The 16,366-nt window shown below is 63.7% G+C and carries 14 protein-coding genes; 4 read left to right on the forward strand and 10 right to left on the reverse strand.

Annotated features, from left to right (window positions below; genetic code table 11):
• Together K675_RS31355 and K675_RS0124485 are read left to right on the forward strand one after the other, a co-directional pair.
• Positions 1-1,091: efflux transporter outer membrane subunit (locus K675_RS31355; protein WP_017906102.1), on the forward strand; the 1,091-nt coding region annotated here is incomplete at its 5' end.
• A 292-nt stretch (positions 1,092-1,383) separates the two neighbouring features.
• Positions 1,384-2,646 carry an OprD family porin gene (locus K675_RS0124485; protein WP_017906103.1) on the forward strand — a complete coding sequence of 421 codons (1,263 nt, stop codon included), beginning with the start codon at positions 1,384-1,386 and terminating at the stop codon, positions 2,644-2,646.
• 56 nt (positions 2,647-2,702) lie between these two features.
• Here K675_RS0124485 and K675_RS0124490 read toward each other — a convergent pair whose 3' ends face one another.
• The 10 genes from K675_RS0124490 to pcaR all read right to left on the reverse strand — a co-directional run bounded on the left by K675_RS0124490 (position 2,703) and on the right by pcaR (position 13,439).
• Positions 2,703-3,602: a polysaccharide deacetylase family protein gene (locus K675_RS0124490; RefSeq protein WP_026145510.1), complete on the reverse strand. Its 900-nt coding sequence runs from the start codon at positions 3,600-3,602 to the stop codon at positions 2,703-2,705.
• Positions 3,603-3,869: 267 nt separating this feature from the next.
• Positions 3,870-4,262 carry a 4-carboxymuconolactone decarboxylase gene (pcaC, locus tag K675_RS0124495; protein ID WP_017906105.1) on the reverse strand — a complete coding sequence of 131 codons (393 nt, stop codon included), beginning with the start codon at positions 4,260-4,262 and terminating at the stop codon, positions 3,870-3,872.
• A gap of 11 nt (positions 4,263-4,273) precedes the next feature.
• Complete coding sequence (gene pcaD, locus K675_RS0124500; RefSeq protein WP_017906106.1) at positions 4,274-5,068, reverse strand: 3-oxoadipate enol-lactonase; 795 nt, start codon at positions 5,066-5,068, stop codon at positions 4,274-4,276.
• Positions 5,069-5,079: 11 nt separating this feature from the next.
• Complete coding sequence (locus K675_RS0124505; RefSeq protein WP_017906107.1) at positions 5,080-6,438, reverse strand: 3-carboxy-cis,cis-muconate cycloisomerase; 1,359 nt, start codon at positions 6,436-6,438, stop codon at positions 5,080-5,082.
• Positions 6,439-6,484: 46 nt separating this feature from the next.
• On the reverse strand, positions 6,485-7,780 hold the full coding sequence (locus tag K675_RS0124510; protein WP_017906108.1) for an MFS family transporter: 1,296 nt from the start codon (positions 7,778-7,780) through the stop codon (positions 6,485-6,487).
• A gap of 157 nt (positions 7,781-7,937) precedes the next feature.
• Complete coding sequence (gene pcaF / locus K675_RS0124515; protein ID WP_198291676.1) at positions 7,938-9,143, reverse strand: 3-oxoadipyl-CoA thiolase; 1,206 nt, start codon at positions 9,141-9,143, stop codon at positions 7,938-7,940.
• The gene (locus K675_RS0124520) at positions 9,140-9,922 is read right to left on the reverse strand and encodes a CoA-transferase subunit beta (RefSeq protein WP_198291677.1); all 783 of its coding nucleotides are present in this window, start codon (positions 9,920-9,922) and stop codon (positions 9,140-9,142) included. The genes pcaF and K675_RS0124520 overlap by 4 nt, the downstream gene beginning before the upstream one ends.
• Positions 9,919-10,776, reverse strand: coding sequence for a CoA transferase subunit A (locus tag K675_RS0124525; RefSeq protein ID WP_017906111.1), 858 nt, complete (start codon positions 10,774-10,776; stop codon positions 9,919-9,921). Before K675_RS0124525 ends, K675_RS0124520 begins: the two co-directional genes overlap by 4 nt.
• Positions 10,777-10,952: 176 nt before the next feature.
• Positions 10,953-12,299, reverse strand: a complete 1,347-nt coding sequence (locus K675_RS0124530; RefSeq protein ID WP_017906112.1) for an MFS transporter — start codon at positions 12,297-12,299, stop codon at positions 10,953-10,955.
• Positions 12,300-12,596: 297 nt separating this feature from the next.
• Positions 12,597-13,439: a pca regulon transcriptional regulator PcaR gene (gene pcaR / locus K675_RS0124535; RefSeq protein WP_017906113.1), complete on the reverse strand. Its 843-nt coding sequence runs from the start codon at positions 13,437-13,439 to the stop codon at positions 12,597-12,599.
• 597 nt (positions 13,440-14,036) lie between these two features.
• Between pcaR and K675_RS0124540 the strand changes: the two genes are divergently transcribed.
• Positions 14,037-14,237, forward strand: coding sequence for a hypothetical protein (locus tag K675_RS0124540; RefSeq protein ID WP_017906114.1), 201 nt, complete (start codon positions 14,037-14,039; stop codon positions 14,235-14,237).
• A 542-nt stretch (positions 14,238-14,779) separates the two neighbouring features.
• Entirely contained in the window at positions 14,780-16,255 is a 1,476-nt protein-coding gene (locus K675_RS0124545; protein WP_017906115.1) for an inorganic phosphate transporter, read from the forward strand.
• Positions 16,256-16,366 lie beyond the last annotated feature (111 nt).

The raw sequence follows: 16,366 nt of genomic DNA on the forward strand, positions 1-16,366 counted from the left end.
GCACCGGCAAGGCCGCGATCACCAGCCAGTACTCGGCCACCCTCGGCGTCAGCGCCTATGAACTGGACCTGTTCGGCCGTATCCGCAGCCTGAGCGAACAGGCGCTGCAGACCTACTTGGCCAGCGAAGAGGCCCGCCGCACCACGCAGATCAGCCTGGTGGCCAGTGTCGCCAACGCCTACCTGACCTGGCAGGCCGACAAGGAACTGCTCAAGCTGACCCAGGAAACCCTGGCGGCCTACGAGGAAAGCTACCGGCTCACCTCGCGCAGCAACGAAGTCGGCGTGGCCTCGGCCCTGGACCTGAGCCAGGCGCGGACCTCGGTCGAAGGCGCGCGGGTCAAGCTGGCGCAGTTCACCCGCCAGGTCGCCGAAGACCAAAACAGCCTGACGCAACTGCTGGGTACCGGTATTCCGGCCAACCTGCCCGCAGCCCAGCCGCTGTCGGCCAAGCTGCTCAGCGAACTGCCGGCCGGCCTGCCTTCGGAGCTGCTGCAGCGGCGTCCGGACATCCTCAGTGCCGAGCACCAGCTGATGGCGGCCAACGCCAACATCGGTGCGGCGCGTGCCGCGTTCTTCCCGAGCATCAGCCTGACCGCCAACGCCGGCACCCTGAGCCCGGACATGGGCGGTCTGTTCAAGGGCGGCTCGGGCACCTGGCTGTTCTCGCCGAAGATCAGCATCCCGATCTTCAATGCCGGCAGCCTGAAAGCCAGCCTGGACTACTCCAAGATCCAGAAGGACATCAGCGTCGCCAACTACGAGAAGGCGATCCAGACCGGCTTCAAGGAAGTCTCCGATGGCCTGGCCGCGCGCCAGACCTTCAACGAGCAGTTGCAGGCCCAGCGTGACCTGGTCGCCGCCAACCAGGACTACTACCGCCTGGCCGAGCGTCGCTACCGTATCGGTGTCGACAGCAACCTGACCTTCCTCGATGCCCAGCGCTCGTTGTTCAGCGCCCAGCAATCGCTGATCAGCGATCGCCTGTCGCAGCTCACCAGCGAGGTCAACCTGTACAAGGCCCTCGGCGGTGGCTGGAACGAGCAGACCGGCCAGGCCCGGCCGATCGACGAGACGCCACCGAAAGGCTGAGGTCGTTCACGCAGTCCAAAAAACCCGCCATCGGCGGGTTTTTTCATGCCTGCACTGTTCCGTTCGATAATCGCCCGGAACCGTCAAACCGCGATTGAACAGGCCGTTCGATCCACCGCACCATGCCAGCGCATCGCCCCATACCAATAACAACAGGTTCATCCGCCATGTCTCGACGCCCGGCCCCCAGCGGCTGATCGCTTTCCCATCGTTCCCCGGCCCCCCCCTTGTCTGCAACCCTCAGGTTGCGGCTGTGCCCCGCTGCACCCCTAACAATTAGAGAGACCGATCCATGAAGCCACTGAACAAGAGCAACCGTCCCCCCCGTGCCCTGCTGGCCCTCGCCATCGCCGGTGCGGCCCTGCCGGCCGTCGCCGAGGAACATGGCTTTGTGGAGGACGCCCAGGCCAACCTGAACCTGCGCAACTTCTACATCAACCGCAATTTCACCAACCCGGCCTATCCCCAGGGCAAGGCCGAGGAGTGGACGCAGAACTTCATCCTCGACGCCAGATCCGGCTTCACCCAGGGCACCGTCGGTTTCGGCGTCGATGTGCTCGGCACCTTTTCCCAGAAGCTCGACGGCGGCAAGGGCACCGGCGGCACCCAACTGCTACCGCTGGACCATGACGGGCGTCCGGCCGACAACTTCGGCCGCCTGGACGTGGCGTTCAAGGCGCGCATCTCCAGGACCGAGCTGAAGGTCGGCGAATGGATGCCGGTGCTGCCGATCCTGCGTTCCGATGACGGCCGCTCGCTGCCGCAGACCTTCCGCGGTGGTCAGGTCACCTCGAAGGAAATCGACGGCCTGACCCTGTACGGCGGCCAGTTCCAGAAGAACAGCCCGCGCAACGATTCGAGCATGACCGACATGTACATGCAGGGGAAAACCGCCTTCACCTCCGACCGCTTCAACTTCGTCGGTGGCGAGTACACCTTCAACGACAAACGCACCCTGATTGGCCTCTGGAACGCGCAACTGAAGGACATCTACCGCCAGCAGTACGTCAACCTGGTGCACAGCCAGCCGCTGGGCGACTGGACCCTGGGGGCCAACCTCGGCTACTTCTACGGCAAGGAAGACGGCAGCGCCCGCGCCGGCGACCTGGACAACCGCACCTGGTCGGGGCTGTTCTCGGCCAAATACGGCGGCAACACCTTCTACGTCGGCCTGCAGAAACTCACCGGCGACAGTGCCTGGATGCGGGTCAACGGCACCAGCGGCGGCACCCTGGCCAACGACAGCTACAACAGCAGCTATGACAATGCGCAGGAGAAGTCCTGGCAGTTGCGTCACGACTACAATTTCGCCGCGCTGGGGATTCCGGGCTTGACCCTGATGAACCGCTATATCAGCGGTAGCAACGTGCATGTCGGCGCGATCACCGACGGCAAGGAGTGGGGACGCGAGTCGGAGCTGGCCTATACCATCCAGAGCGGTACCTTGCGCGACCTGAGCCTGCGCTGGCGCAACTCGAGCATCCGCAGGGACTACAGCACCAACGAGTTCGACGAGAACCGCCTGATCGTCAGCTACCCGATCTCCCTCCTGTAAGTCAGTCAGTTTGATCGTTCCCACGCTCCGCGTGGGAACGATCAAATCAGGCCTAGTCAGTGCGAATCGCGGTCCCACCACCAATCCCAGAAACCGGGCAGGTGCACCGGCGTGGAACTGCTCGGCACGGTGCGGGCCAGTACTGCACGCAGCAGGGCCGAACGGTCGGTGTAGAACGGCTGTTCGGCCGTTCGCACGCCAGTCTCCCGCGCGCAATCCATCAGGATCTGCAGGTACTCCTGCAAGTGCCGGGCGGTGTAGCGGTTGAGGTCGTGAAAGGTCACCACCACCGGAATCACCCCATCGACCACCGGCATCTCGCCCCGGGCGATCTGCTCGCGGACTTCAGCCAGGTGCTTGAGCAGGTTGGCCCGGCGTTGCGGGCTCGCGGTGATCCCCCAGACCTTGCCGTCGTTGGCACTGAGGTCGGTCAGCAGCACATGCAGGCCATGCCGCTGGTAGGCGGCGAAGGTGCGCTTGTCGTAGTTCCAGAATGGCGGGCGCAGGACGATCGGCGGCGCACCGGTGATCGCCGCGATGGCGGCACTGCCATCGTTCAGCGACTGCTCCAGCTCCTGCGGACTCAGCGAGCGATGATTGGTGTGCCAGTGGCCCGCGGTATGGAAACCGAGGATATGCCCCTCGGCATGTTCACGCCGCATCAGCGCCCGGCCGATGTCACTGTTGCCGGCCCGCGGCGCACCGGTCTGGACGAAGAACAGTGCCTTGATGCCCGGCTGGATCGGGTTGCGGGCCAGGTCATCGAGCACCGAGGCGGTCGGGTTGTAGAAACTCGACGCGCTGGGGCCATCATCGAAGGTCAGCAGGAAGCGAATCGGCGGCTGCGTGCGCAGGGCCTGTTCGGTGCTCGGACTCAAGGGCAGCGGCGGGCCGATACAGGCAGCCAGGCTGGTGGCGAGCGCGAGCACCAGGAGCGAGGTCAAAAGCGATTTCATGAGGTTGGCCTGGTCCAGGTCACAACAATTGCAGAACCAAGATGTATTCAAGCCATCGTCATGCAGAACGGAATGGGAACTTGAGTGCGCATCTTACCGACAGAATGGCGCAACGTCCCTGCCCTCCGCCGTCACGCTGGAGGGGCCATCGTTCCTGTCAGATTAGCGCAAGGGCAAAGTGTTCCCAAGCAGGCGATTTTTTCAGGCAAATGAGAACGGGCCCGCAACGATGGTGCGCCCCCAGGGAGGGAGCGCTCGCCCAAAAGCCTACTGGCGCGACTCCACGCCCAACTCGTCCCACACCGACTCCGCCAGGTGGAAAGTCGCATTGGCGGCCGGGATACCGCAGTAGATGGCGCTCTGCATGAGCACTTCCTTGATCTCTTCGCGGGTCACGCCATTATTGGCCGCTGCCCGCAGATGCAGCTTGAGCTCTTCGTTGCGGTTCATGCCGATCAGCATGGCGATGGTGATCAGGCTCCGGGTGTGCCGGGGCAGCCCCGGGCGGGTCCAGATATCGCCCCAGGCATGACGGGTGATCATCTCCTGGAATTCCGAGTTGAAACCGGTCAGGTTGTTCAGGCTGCGATCGACATGGGCATCGCCCAACACGGCCCGACGCACCTGCATCCCCTCGGCATAACGTTGCTTCTCGTCCACGGACAATCTCCTCAAACCCGACTCAGCAGGAAGTCCAGCACACGCTGGCTGAAGTCATCGCCGGCCTGTACGTTCGACAGGTGGGCGGCATGGAATTCGGCGTACTCGGCGCCCTTGACGTGTTGCTGGATGAACAGGCTGCCCGCAGGTGGCGTCACCGCATCCTCGGTACCGGCGATCACCAGCAACGGAACCTGGATCCTGCCCAACTGCTCGCGAAAATCGGCATCGCGCACCGCCGCGCAATTGGCCGCATAGCCTGACGGCGAGGTGGCGGCGAGCATGTCGGTGATCGGCCTGACCTGCCGCGGTTGCGCCGCGGAAAACTCCGGAGTGAACCAGCGGGCGATCGCCCCGTCACGCAACGCGGCCATGGCCGCCGTGCCGTCACGCAATACCGTTTCGATGCGTGGGTTCCACATCGCCGGGTCACCGATCTTCGCCGCCGTGTTGCACACCACCAGCTTATCCAGGCGTTGGCCGGCATGGATACCCAGCCACTGGCCGATCAGGCCGCCCATGGACAGGCCGCAGAAGTGTGCCCGTTCGATCCCCAGCGCATCGAGCAGAGCCAGTACGTCCCGCCCCAGTTGCTCGATGCTGTACGGCCCCTCTGTCACCAGCGAACGGCCATGACCACGGGTGTCATAGCGCAGCACCCGAAAGTGTTCGGCGAACGCCGGGACCTGGGTGTCCCACATGCCCAGGTCGGTGCCCAGGGAGTTGGAGAGCACCAGCACCGGCGCCTGCTGCGGGCCGTCGAAGCGGTAGTGCAGTTCGCCTTCAGCCAGTTGTACAAAAGCCACGACAATCTCCTTCAGGTAAAAGCCAGATGCTCGGCCACCGCACGCTCGACCCAGGTACGGGCCTGGCCGAGGTAATGGGCCGGGTCGAGCAGGTGGTCCAGTTCGTCCGCGGACAGTTGCGCGGTCACTTGTGGTTCGTCGCCCAGCACCGCCCGCAGGTGGCGCTGCTCAGCCACCGCGCGCTGGCAGCACTGTTCGAGCAGGTGGTGGGCGGTATCGCGGCCCAGGCGTTGGGCGAGGACAATACTGACCGCCTCCGCCAGCAGCAGGCCGCGGGTCAGGTCGAGGTTGCTCAGCATACGCGCCGGGTCGACCTCCAGGCCCTCGGCGACGATCAGCGCCTGCTGCAGCGAGCCCGAGACCAGCCGACAGATCTCCGGCAGGGTCTCCCATTCGGCGTGCCACAGGCCGAGACTGCGCTCGTGCTCCTGGGGCATGGCACTGAACAGGGTCGAGAGCAGGCCCGGAACCCGGGTCGCGGTACCGATCAGCACGGCGGCGCCCACCGGGTTGCGCTTGTGCGGCATGGTCGAGGAACCACCCTTGCCCGGCGCCGACGGTTCGAAGACTTCGGCGGCCTCGGTCTGCATCAGCAGGCTGATATCGCGCCCCAGTTTACCCAGGCTGCCGGCAATCAGGCCAAGCACGGCGCCGAACTCCACCAGGCGGTCGCGATGGGTGTGCCAGGGCTGTTCAGCGAGACTGAGTTGCAACTCCTCGGCCAGAGCCTCGGCCACCGGCATCGCCTGTTCGCCGAGAGCGGCCAGGGTGCCCGAAGCGCCACCGAACTGTAGGCACAGCAGCCGCGGCTGCAGTTCGCGCAGACGCTGGCGGTGGCGGGTGACCGCGCCCAGCCAACCGGCGATCTTCATGCCGAGAGTGACCGGCGTGGCCTGCTGCAACCAGGTCCGCCCGGCGAGCGGCGTGGCCGCATGCCGTCGGGCCTGGATGACCAGCACCTCGCCCAGGCGCTGCAGATCGGCGTCGATCAGTTGCCAGGCACCGCGCAGTTGCAGTACCAGGCCGGAATCCATGACGTCCTGGCTGGTGGCGCCCAGGTGCACATAACGCTCGGCCCCGGCATCGGCGGCGGCGATCCGCCTGCCCAGCGCCTTGACCAGCGGAATCGCCGAATTGCCGGCCGTGGCGATCGCCTCGCCAAGGGCGGCGAAATCGTAGAGGCCGGCCTGGCACGCCGCGACAATCGGCGCGACCGCCGCCTGGGGAACCAGCCCGACCCGCGCCTGCGCACGAGCCAGAGCGGCCTCGAAGTCGAGCATCGCCTGGACCCGGCCCGGGTCGGAAAACACCTGGGCCATATCGCGGGCGACAAAGTAGGCATCGAACAGTTGATTGCTCGGTCGTTGCATGGCAAATCCCTGATAAAGGCGCGCCCATCAAGGGCGCGCAGATCGATCAATGATCGTGATGCAGATACGCCGCCTGTTTCGGCAGGCGCAGGCTGAACAGGAAGGCAACCACCATCATGACGGTCACGTACCAGTAAAAGGCATTCTCCATTCCGGCCGACTTGAGGTTCAACGCCACATACTCCGCCGAACCGCCGAACACCGCGTTGGCCACCGCATAGGCCAGACCCACGCCCAGCGCACGCACCTGGACCGGAAACATCTCGGCCTTCACCAGACCGCTGATCGAGGTGTAGAAGCTGACGATCGCCAGCGCCAGGCTGATCAGCACGAAAGCCAGCAAAGGACTGGTAACGGTTTTCAGGGTCAGCAGGATCGGCACCGTGCACAACGCGCCCAGGGCGCCGAACCAGAGCATCGAGTTACGCCGGCCGATCCTGTCCGAGATCATGCCGAACACCGGCTGCAGGCACATGTACAGGAACAGTGCACCGGTCATCACGAAGCTCGCGGTCTTGGCGCTCATGCCGGCGGTGTTCACCAGGTATTTCTGCATGTAGGTGGTGAAGGTGTAGAAGATCAGCGAGCCACCGGCGGTGTAGCCGAGCACGGTGATGAACGCCGCCTTGTGGTCACGGAACAGCGCCCGCAGGCTGCCGGCATCCTTGTCCTCGCGGGTTTCCTTGCTGGTGGTTTCCTTCAATGAGCGACGCAGCAGCAACGAGATCACCGCGGCGACGGCCCCGACGACGAACGGGATGCGCCAGCCCCAGGCCTTGAGTTCGGGCTCGCTGAGAAACTGCTGCAGGATCACCACCACCAGCACCGCGAGCAACTGCCCGCCGATCAGGGTCACGTACTGGAACGAGGCGAAGAAACCCCGCTGGCCACGCAGCGCCACCTCGCTCATGTAGGTCGCGGTGGTGCCGTACTCGCCACCCACCGACAGGCCCTGGAACAACCGCGCCACCAGCAGCAGCGCCGGGGCCCAGGCGCCGATACTGGCGTAGGTCGGCAGGAAGGCGATGACCAGGGAGCCGCCGCACATCATCAGCACCGAGATCATCATCGAGTTCTTGCGCCCATGCTTGTCGGCCACCCGGCCGAACAGCCAGCCGCCGATGGGACGCATCAGGAAGCCGGCGGCAAAGACACCGGCAGTGTTGAGCAGTTGTACCGTTGGGTCATCCGAGGGGAAAAAGGCCGGGGCGAAATAGATGGCACAGAAGGCATACACGTAGAAGTCGAACCATTCGACCAGGTTGCCGGAAGAAGCACCGACGATGGCAAAGATCCTTTTGCTGCGTTCCTCACCGGTGTACGGCGTCGTTGTTGTTGTCATGTTCACTCACTCGTAAAGGGAAAGTTGCAGTCTAGACATACTTTGCAACAGGCCTGTTCCCCAACACACCCGACCTTTGTAGGAGCCGGCCGGGCGGCGTTCTGCTGGCTGGCAATCAGTAGCGATCGCCAGCGAGCCGGCTCCTACAGGGCGGATATCAGACCCGCTCGATGGCCAGCGCCAGGCCCTGGCCGACGCCGACGCACATGGTCGCCAGGCCCCTGCGGCCGCCGGTCTTTTCCAGGTGGTGCAGCGCGGTCAGCACCAGACGCGCACCGCTCATGCCCAAAGGGTGGCCGAGGGCGATGGCCCCACCGTTCGGATTGACCTGGGCCGCATCGTCGGCGATCCCCAATTCGCGCAACACCGCCAGGCCCTGGCTGGCGAAGGCCTCGTTCAGTTCGATGACGTCGAAATCGCTCACCGCCAGACCCAGGCGCTCGGTCAGCTTGCGCACCGCCGGCACCGGCCCGATGCCCATGACCCGTGGCGCCACACCGGCACTGGCCATGCCGAGCACCCGCGCGCGGGCGGTCAGGCCATGCTTTTTCACCGCCTCGGCGGAGGCCAGGATCAGCGCCGCCGCACCATCGTTGACACCGGAGGCGTTGCCGGCGGTGACCGTCTTGTCGGGACCGTTGACCGGCTTGAGTTTCGCCAGCGCCTCCAGGGAGGTACCGGCCCGCGGATGCTCATCCTGCTCGACCACGGTCTCGCCCTTCTTGTGGGCGATACGCACCGGCACGATTTCCTCGGCGAAGAAGCCGGCCGCCTGGGCCGCGGCGGTGCGCTGCTGGCTGCGCAGGGCGAACGCATCCTGGTCGGCGCGAGACACCTGGTAGTCATCGGCGACGTTGTCGGCGGTCTGCGGCATCGCATCGACCCCATACCGCGCCTTCATCAGCGGATTGATGAAACGCCAGCCGATGGTGGTGTCTTCCAGTTTCATGTTGCGGGAAAACGCCGCGTCGGCCTTGCCCATGACGAAGGGGGCACGGGACATCGACTCGACACCACCGGCGATCGCCAATTCCATCTCGCCGCTGGCAATGGCGCGAAAGGCGTTGCCGATCGCTTCCATACCCGAGGCACAGAGACGGTTGAGGGTCACGCCCGGCACGCTTTCCGGCAGCCCGGCCAACAGCAGCGCCATGCGCGCGACGTTACGGTTGTCCTCACCGGCCTGGTTGGCGCAGCCGAGAAACACTTCATCGACCTCGCTCCAGTTCACCGACGGGTTGCGCTCCAGCAGCGCCTTGATCGGCACGGCGGCCAGGTCATCGGCACGCACACCGGCGAGGCCGCCGCCGAAACGACCGATGGGGGTCCGCACCGCATCACAGATAAAGACTTCACGCATCAGGCTTCTCCCGGGGCTTGGCCATGGGCTGCGGCGGTGCGGGCTTCGAGGTCGCGCAGGGCGCTGAGCTCGACGTCGGTCGGCTCGGCGGTGCTGGCGACCTGCTCGGCGAACCGCACCGGCCAACCGGTGGCGGCCACCACCTGCTCGCGGGTCACGCCCGGGTGCAGGGAGGTGACGACGAACTCATGGGTGCCGGCTTCGGGTTCCATGATGCACAGGTCGGTGATGATGCCCACCGGACCGGCACCAGGCAGGCCGAGACGCTGGCGGGAGTCACCCCCCTCGCCGTGACCGACCGAGGTGACGAAGTCCAGCTTGTCGACGAAGGAACGGGCAGACTGCTTGAGAATGATCAGCACGCTCTTCGCCGAACCGGCGATCTCCGGCGCACCGCCAGCACCCGGCAGGCGGACCTTGGGCGAGAAATAGTCGCCCACCACGGTGGTGTTGATGTTGCCGAAGCGGTCGACCTGGGCGGCGCCGAGGAAACCGACGTCGATACGCCCACCCTGCAGCCAGTAGCGGAAGATCTCGCCGGTCGGCACCACGGTATCGGCGGTTTCCGCCAGTTCACCATCGCCGATGGACAGCGGCAAGACGCTGGGCTTGGCGCCGATCGGACCGGATTCGTAGATCAGCACCACGTCCGGCGAAGAAGTCAGGCGCGCCAGGTTGGCCGCCTTGGACGGCAGGCCGATGCCGACGAAGCAGACCGAACCGTTCTTCAGGCGACGGGCGGCGGCAACGGTCATCATTTCATTGGTGGTGTAGGTCATTATTTTGCCTCCGAGGCTTGGGCCAGCTTGGCCCGGAACTCGGCGAAATCCGCCGTGCCATGGATGTATTCGGCAATCCAGGCGGTGAAGGTTTCGCGGTCGCGGGCTATCGGGTCCCAGGCCTGGTAGAAACGGTTGTCACGCTCGCTGTAGCCATGGGCATAGGAAGGATGCGCGCCACCGGGTACGAGGCAGACCGCGCTCAGTGCCCAGGTCGGCAACACGCAGGCGTTCATCGGAGCTTGCAGATCGTCGACGATCTCCTCGACCGTGACGATGCAACGCTTGGCGGCCAACGCCGCCTCCTTCTGCACCCCGAGAATGCCCCACAGCAGGACGTTGCCCTTGCGGTCGGCCTTCTGCGCGTGAATCACCGTGACATCGGGCCGTACCGAAGGCACCGCCGCCAGCACTTCGCCAGTGAACGGGCAGGTCACGCTCTTGATCAGCGGGTTGACCTTGGGCAAATCGGAGCCGGCGTAGGCCCGCAACACCGCGAATGGCAGGCCGGAAGCACCGGCGACGTAGGCGTTGGCCAGATCGGCGTGGCTGTGCTCCTCGATTTCCAACGCATGCGGCCACTGCTTCTCGACCGCATCGCGCAGGCGGTGCAGCGAACCGACACCCGGGTTGCCGCCCCAGGAAAAGACCAGCTTACGGGCGCAACCGGCACCGATCAGTTGGTCGTAGATCAGGTCGGGGGTCATCCGTACCAGCGTCAGGTCTTTCTTGCCCTGACGAATGATTTCATGACCCGCCGCAGTCGGAATCAGGTGAGTGAAGCCTTCGAGCGCGACGGTATCGCCGTCGTTGACGAACTGCTTCACCGCTTCATGCAGCGAAAGGATTTCAGCCATGGATACAGACTCCCGGTTTCAACAAGCCAGCTTGGAAGAAAAAGGCGCGAGGTCAGCGCCGGAGTGAAACCAGAGTAAGCCGGGGCTTGGTTTGCAAACAATCCGATAATCGCTTATCCGTTCGATAATCGAACAAATTGTTTGCAAGTTATCCACCCTCCGTAAAGCTGGCGGACTCAGGTCGCATCCGCGTGGCTGACCCGGCCCTTGATCAGCACGCCAGCCGTCGCCAGCGCCGCCGGCACCACCAGTACGGTCAGTACCTGCTCGAAGTTCCAGCCCATGCCCAACAGCGTGGCGCCCATCCAGGCACCGAGAATCGCGCCAAAGCGCCCGATCCCGAGCATCCAGGAGACGCCCGTGGCCCGCCCCTGGGTCGGGTAGAAGCGTGCCGCCAGCGACGGCATCGCCGATTGCGCACCGTTCACGCACATTCCGGCCGCCAGTACCAGCGTCCCCAGCAGGGCGATATGGCCCAGGCTCTGGCCAACCGCGTAGGCAAAGATCCCGGCCAGCAGATAGAACGTGCCGATGACCTTGTGCGGGTTGAACCGGTCCATGGCCCAACCGACCCCGACCGCACTCAGCACCCCGCCGAACTGGAACAGGGCACCGATGAACGCGGCCTGCTCCAGGCTCGCGCCACTGTCACGCATCAACGTCGGCAGCCAACTGGTCAGCAGGTAGACGATCACCAGGCCCATGAAATAGGTCAGCCACAGCAGCAAGGTACCGGCGCTGTAGGTACCGGAGAAAATCACCGCCAGCACATTGCGCGCCTTGACCGTCTTCTGCTCCGGTACGCTGAAGCTCGCCGCCGCCGCCACCTGCTGTGGCGCGATCGGTGCCAGGGCCTTGCGGACCTTGTCCACGCCGCGGTTGCGTACCACCAGGAAACGCGCCGACTCCGGCAGCCAGAGCAGCAGTACCAGTACCAGCAACAGCGGCAGCAACCCACCGATCAACAGCAGGCTGTGCCAGCCGAAGGCCGGGATCAGCTTGGCCGAAACGAAACCGCCGCCGGCCATGCCCAGGTTGAAACCGCAGAACATGCTGGTCACCAACAGCGACTTGTGCCGTTCCGGGGTGTACTCCGACAGCAGGGTCGTGGCATTCGGCATGCCCGCGCCCAAGCCCAGGCCGGTGAGGAAGCGCAGCACCAGCAACTGGTCGACATTGCTGCTGTAGGCCGAGGCCAGGCTGAAGGCACCGAACAGCAGGACCGCACCCACCAGCACCACCTTGCGCCCGAAGCGGTCCGCCAGCGGGCCGGAACCGAGCGCGCCGAAGACCATGCCGATCAGCGCCGCACTCATGACCGGCCCGAGGCTGGCGCGGTCGATGCCCCAGTCCTGGGACAGCGCCGGAGCGATGAAGCCCATGGCCGCGGTGTCCAGGCCATCGAGAAAAACGATCAGGAAACACAGGATCACCACCCGCCACTGGTAGCTCGACAGCGGTTGGCTATTGATGAGGGACTGCACATCGAGGCAGTGACCGACAGTGGATTGAGGCTGGTTCATTATTCTTGTTTCCACACAGACACGCAGACGAACAACCGCCGACCGGGCCGGCGACGTTGGATGAAACGAGCTGGATCAGGCGTGCCGCGTCAGGACGGCGAACGCGAGGGAGAGGTGTGGGGAGAGATGCTCATGGCGGTTTGGCCTCTTCATTATTATCAGGGCTGCCCGGTGCGAGCCTCGCAGGCTCGTCAACTCAGGGCGCTGCCGCGACATTAATGAGCGGCGCCCAACCGCGCAATTCGATAAACGCGTAACTGGGCGGTTATCGAACGGCTTTGCCTGAAGAGCCGGCCATCAGGCGAACAACTGGGCGCTCAGGTCGCGACTGGCGGCCAGCATGTTCGGCAGGAAACGCTGCTCCAGCTCGCTGCGGCTGACACTGCCGGCATGGGTGCTGACGTTCAGGGCCGCGAGTACCTGGCCCGAGGCATCGTAGACCGGTACGGCAATCGAGCGCAGGCCCTGCTCCAGTTCCTGGTCGACGATGCACCAGCCTTGCCTGCGCACCTGTTGCAGGCATTCGAGCAACGCTTCGGGGGTGTGCAGGGTACGGCTGGTCTTGGGCTGCAGGTCGGCATGATCGAGATAGTCCTGCAGCGACGCATCGTCCAGCGCGGCCAGCAGGATCCGGCCCATCGAGGTGCAGTAGGCCGGCAGCCGCCCGCCGACGGACAGATCGACCGAGATCAGCTTCTGGGGCGTGGCCGAACGGGCGATGTAAAGAATGTCGTCCCCCTCGAGGGTGGCCATGTTGCAGGCCTCGTGGAGCTGCTCGCTCATGCGATCCAGGTAAGGCTGGGCCGACACCGCCAGGGGCGTCGAGGACAGATAGGCGTGCCCCAGGGTGAGTACCTTGGGCAACAGCGAATAAGTGCGGCCGTCGGTGGTGGCATAGCCGAGCTTGATCAACGTATGCAGGCAACGCCGCACGGCCGCACGGGGAATCTCCGTGCGATGGCTGATCTGCGCGATGGTCAGGTGCCGCTTGCGCTCCTGGAACGCCTGCACCACCGCCAGGCCCCGGGCCAGCGAAGTCATGAAATCCGGGTCGCCGGTAAAGGCCTGGATCCGCTTGGCGGGCGAGGCGACGATTGGCGGCGCGACGGAATTGAAGGCAGTACGCAGTGGGTCGTTCATTCCAGGTCCTTGTTCACACTGTCAGGCGCTATTACAGGCCGCCGACAACCGATAGACAAGCCATGCAGGCCCTACATTGTGCGATTATCGAACATACGGCCGATAATCGCAATTGACCTGCGCGGCCCCGGGGCTTATAACGTTGCCTTGCCGCTCTGCGATTCCCGGCATACTGGTCAGGTACCCACCGGGGAACTCACCGGCACGGCCTTACCCACGAAGTAAGGCCGTTCTCCCCTACTCCCTCTTTTGCAGTACCGGCGACACCAACTTCCATATACAACTGTTATTACCTTGGCAATTATCGGCATCACAAACTTCCGGAGAAAGTTTGCCGTCAGAGAACAGGCAGCACTTGCCAAGACCTCAAGTTGCAGTTCAAAACTCCTACGCGACAAAGCCCCCGGACAAAGTTGACGGGCCGTCCCCTCTTCGCGGTAATATTGTTCGTACCGACCGATATACTCTCGTTGTCATGCGTGCCATCTGGCGCCATCGCGACTTTGGGAGTCGGGCTCAGCGCCGGCAGGCCAGTCCATCCCGCGCGGTCGTGTTTGCAAAGACGGAAAAACCATTCAATTCAAATTAGGTAACACTGTGACGAAAGACGAACTGCGCGCGGAACTTGAGCGCCAGGAACAACGTTACAAGGATGTTTACGGCGGAGAAGTCACCACTTACGCCGCGCAACCCGAACCGGAACGCAAACCCTGGCGTAAACGGGCCAGCCTTCGCGACCAGGCCTTTACCCAGGAACTGCAAAAGATGGAACAGCAGCTCAAGGCCCAACAGCCCTAGGCTCTGTCTGAAAAATCTTGATACTCGGTGATGCTGCGTTGAAAACCGGCGAGGAACGGCCGGGGTCGCGCCCGACTTTACTGGAGTGAATGAGCATTCCGAGCCGGTTTTTAACGCCGCATAACCAAGTTTCAAGCGATTTCATACATAGCCTAGGCGATTCGACGTTGGGCGTGAGGCTTGCCCTCGACCGCTTGTTCATCCTACCCGGATCCCTCCAGGCTCGTGGACGTCAACGGCTTGCGCTACCCGCGGCGAGCCCTGGAAGCCCCCCCCACTCATCGGGCTGATTGGCGTCAGGCAGGTCCTCACGCAGAAATTTCACACAGCCGTTTCGGCCCAGCGACTTTATGCGGAAACCTCGCGTTTGCCAGATATTTCCAATGGAATCAGAAGCTTGTCAAAACCCCGGAAAGCCCGGTTTTTCAGGCTTTCCTACATTTTTTTTCATTGAAGAATGTTACCGATGGGCAGCTAGTGCATCGATTGGCGGGCTTTTCTGGCATAATCGCGCCCCCTTATGACCGGGTCAGAAAACCTACATGATCGATTTATTCAGCGGACTGGATGCTTGGGTCCTCGTGAGCCTGCTGCTCGCCCTGGCCTTTGTCCTCAGCTTCGAGTTCATCAACGGCTTTCATGACACCGCTAACGCGGTGGCCACAGTGATCTACACCAAAGCGATGCCGCCCCATCTCGCGGTGTTCGCCTCCGGTGTCTTCAATTTCCTCGGGGTCCTGCTCGGCGGGGTCGGCGTTGCCTATGCCATCGTCCACCTGCTGCCGGTCGAGCTGCTGATCAACGTCAACACCGGACATGGCCTGGCCATGGTGTTCTCGCTGCTGGCCGCGGCCATCACCTGGAACCTGGGAACCTGGTACTTCGGTATTCCGGCTTCGAGCTCCCACACCCTGATCGGTTCGATCCTCGGTGTCGGCCTGGCCAATGCCCTGCTCAACGACATTCCGTTGGGTGACGGGGTGAACTGGCAGAAGGCGATCGATATCGGCGCCTCGCTGGTGTTCTCGCCGCTGGCCGGCATGCTGGTGGCAGGCCTGGTACTGGTCGCCCTGAAATGGTGGCGCCCGAAGTCGAAGATGCACAAGACGCCGGAACAGCGCCGCAAGATCGACGACAAGAAGCATCCTCCGTTCTGGAATCGCATGGTGCTGGTGGTTTCGGCCATGGCCGTGAGCTTCGTGCACGGTTCCAACGATGGCCAGAAAGGTATCGGCCTGATCATGCTGGTACTGATCGGTATCGTGCCGGCGCAGTTCGTACTCGACCTGAGCACCACCACCTACCAGATCGAGCGTACCCGCGACGCGACCCTGCACCTGAGCCAGTTCTACCAGCGCAACAGCGCCACCCTGAGCGAATTCCTGGCCTTGGGCAAGAGCGTGCAGGACGACCTGCCGGGCAAGTTCAGTTGCAACCCGCAGCAGACCGAACCGACCATCGCCGCCCTGCTGAACGATCTCAAGGGCGTCAACGACTACCATTCGCTGGCGCCGGAAAAGCGTATCGAAGTGCGGCGCTACCTGCTCTGCCTGGACGACACCGCGAAGAAGGTCGGCAAACTGCCGGGCCTGGATGCGCGTGAGAAGGCCGACCTGGAAAAACTGCGCAAGGACCTGACCGCCACCACCGAATATGCACCGTTCTGGGTGATTCTGGCCGTGGCCCTGGCCCTTGGCCTGGGGACCATGGTCGGCTGGAAACGGGTGGTACTGACCATTGGTGAGAAGATCGGCAAACAGGGCATGACCTATGCCCAGGGCATGTCGGCCCAGATCACCACGGCCGGGATGATCGGCCTGGCGAATATCTTCGCACTGCCGGTTTCGACGACCCACGTGTTGTCGTCGGGTGTCGCGGGGACCATGCTGGCGAACAAGAGCGGGCTGCAGAGCAGCACGATCAAGACCATCCTGCTGGCCTGGGTGCTGACCTTGCCGGCGACCGTGGGCCTGTCTGCCGGGTTGTTCTGGCTTGCCTCGAAGATGATTGGCAACTGAGTCGACTGCGGTGATCTGAAAATCAAGGTGCCACCTTTTGGGGCACCTTTTTTTTCGCCTCGATGTTTAGGCTGTGTATGAAATTGTTTGAAACGCAGGTTAGGCAAGGCA

It is taken from the genome of Pseudomonas fuscovaginae SE-1 (assembly GCF_000364705.1).
GTDB classification, from domain to species: domain Bacteria; phylum Pseudomonadota; class Gammaproteobacteria; order Pseudomonadales; family Pseudomonadaceae; genus Aquipseudomonas; species Aquipseudomonas fuscovaginae_A.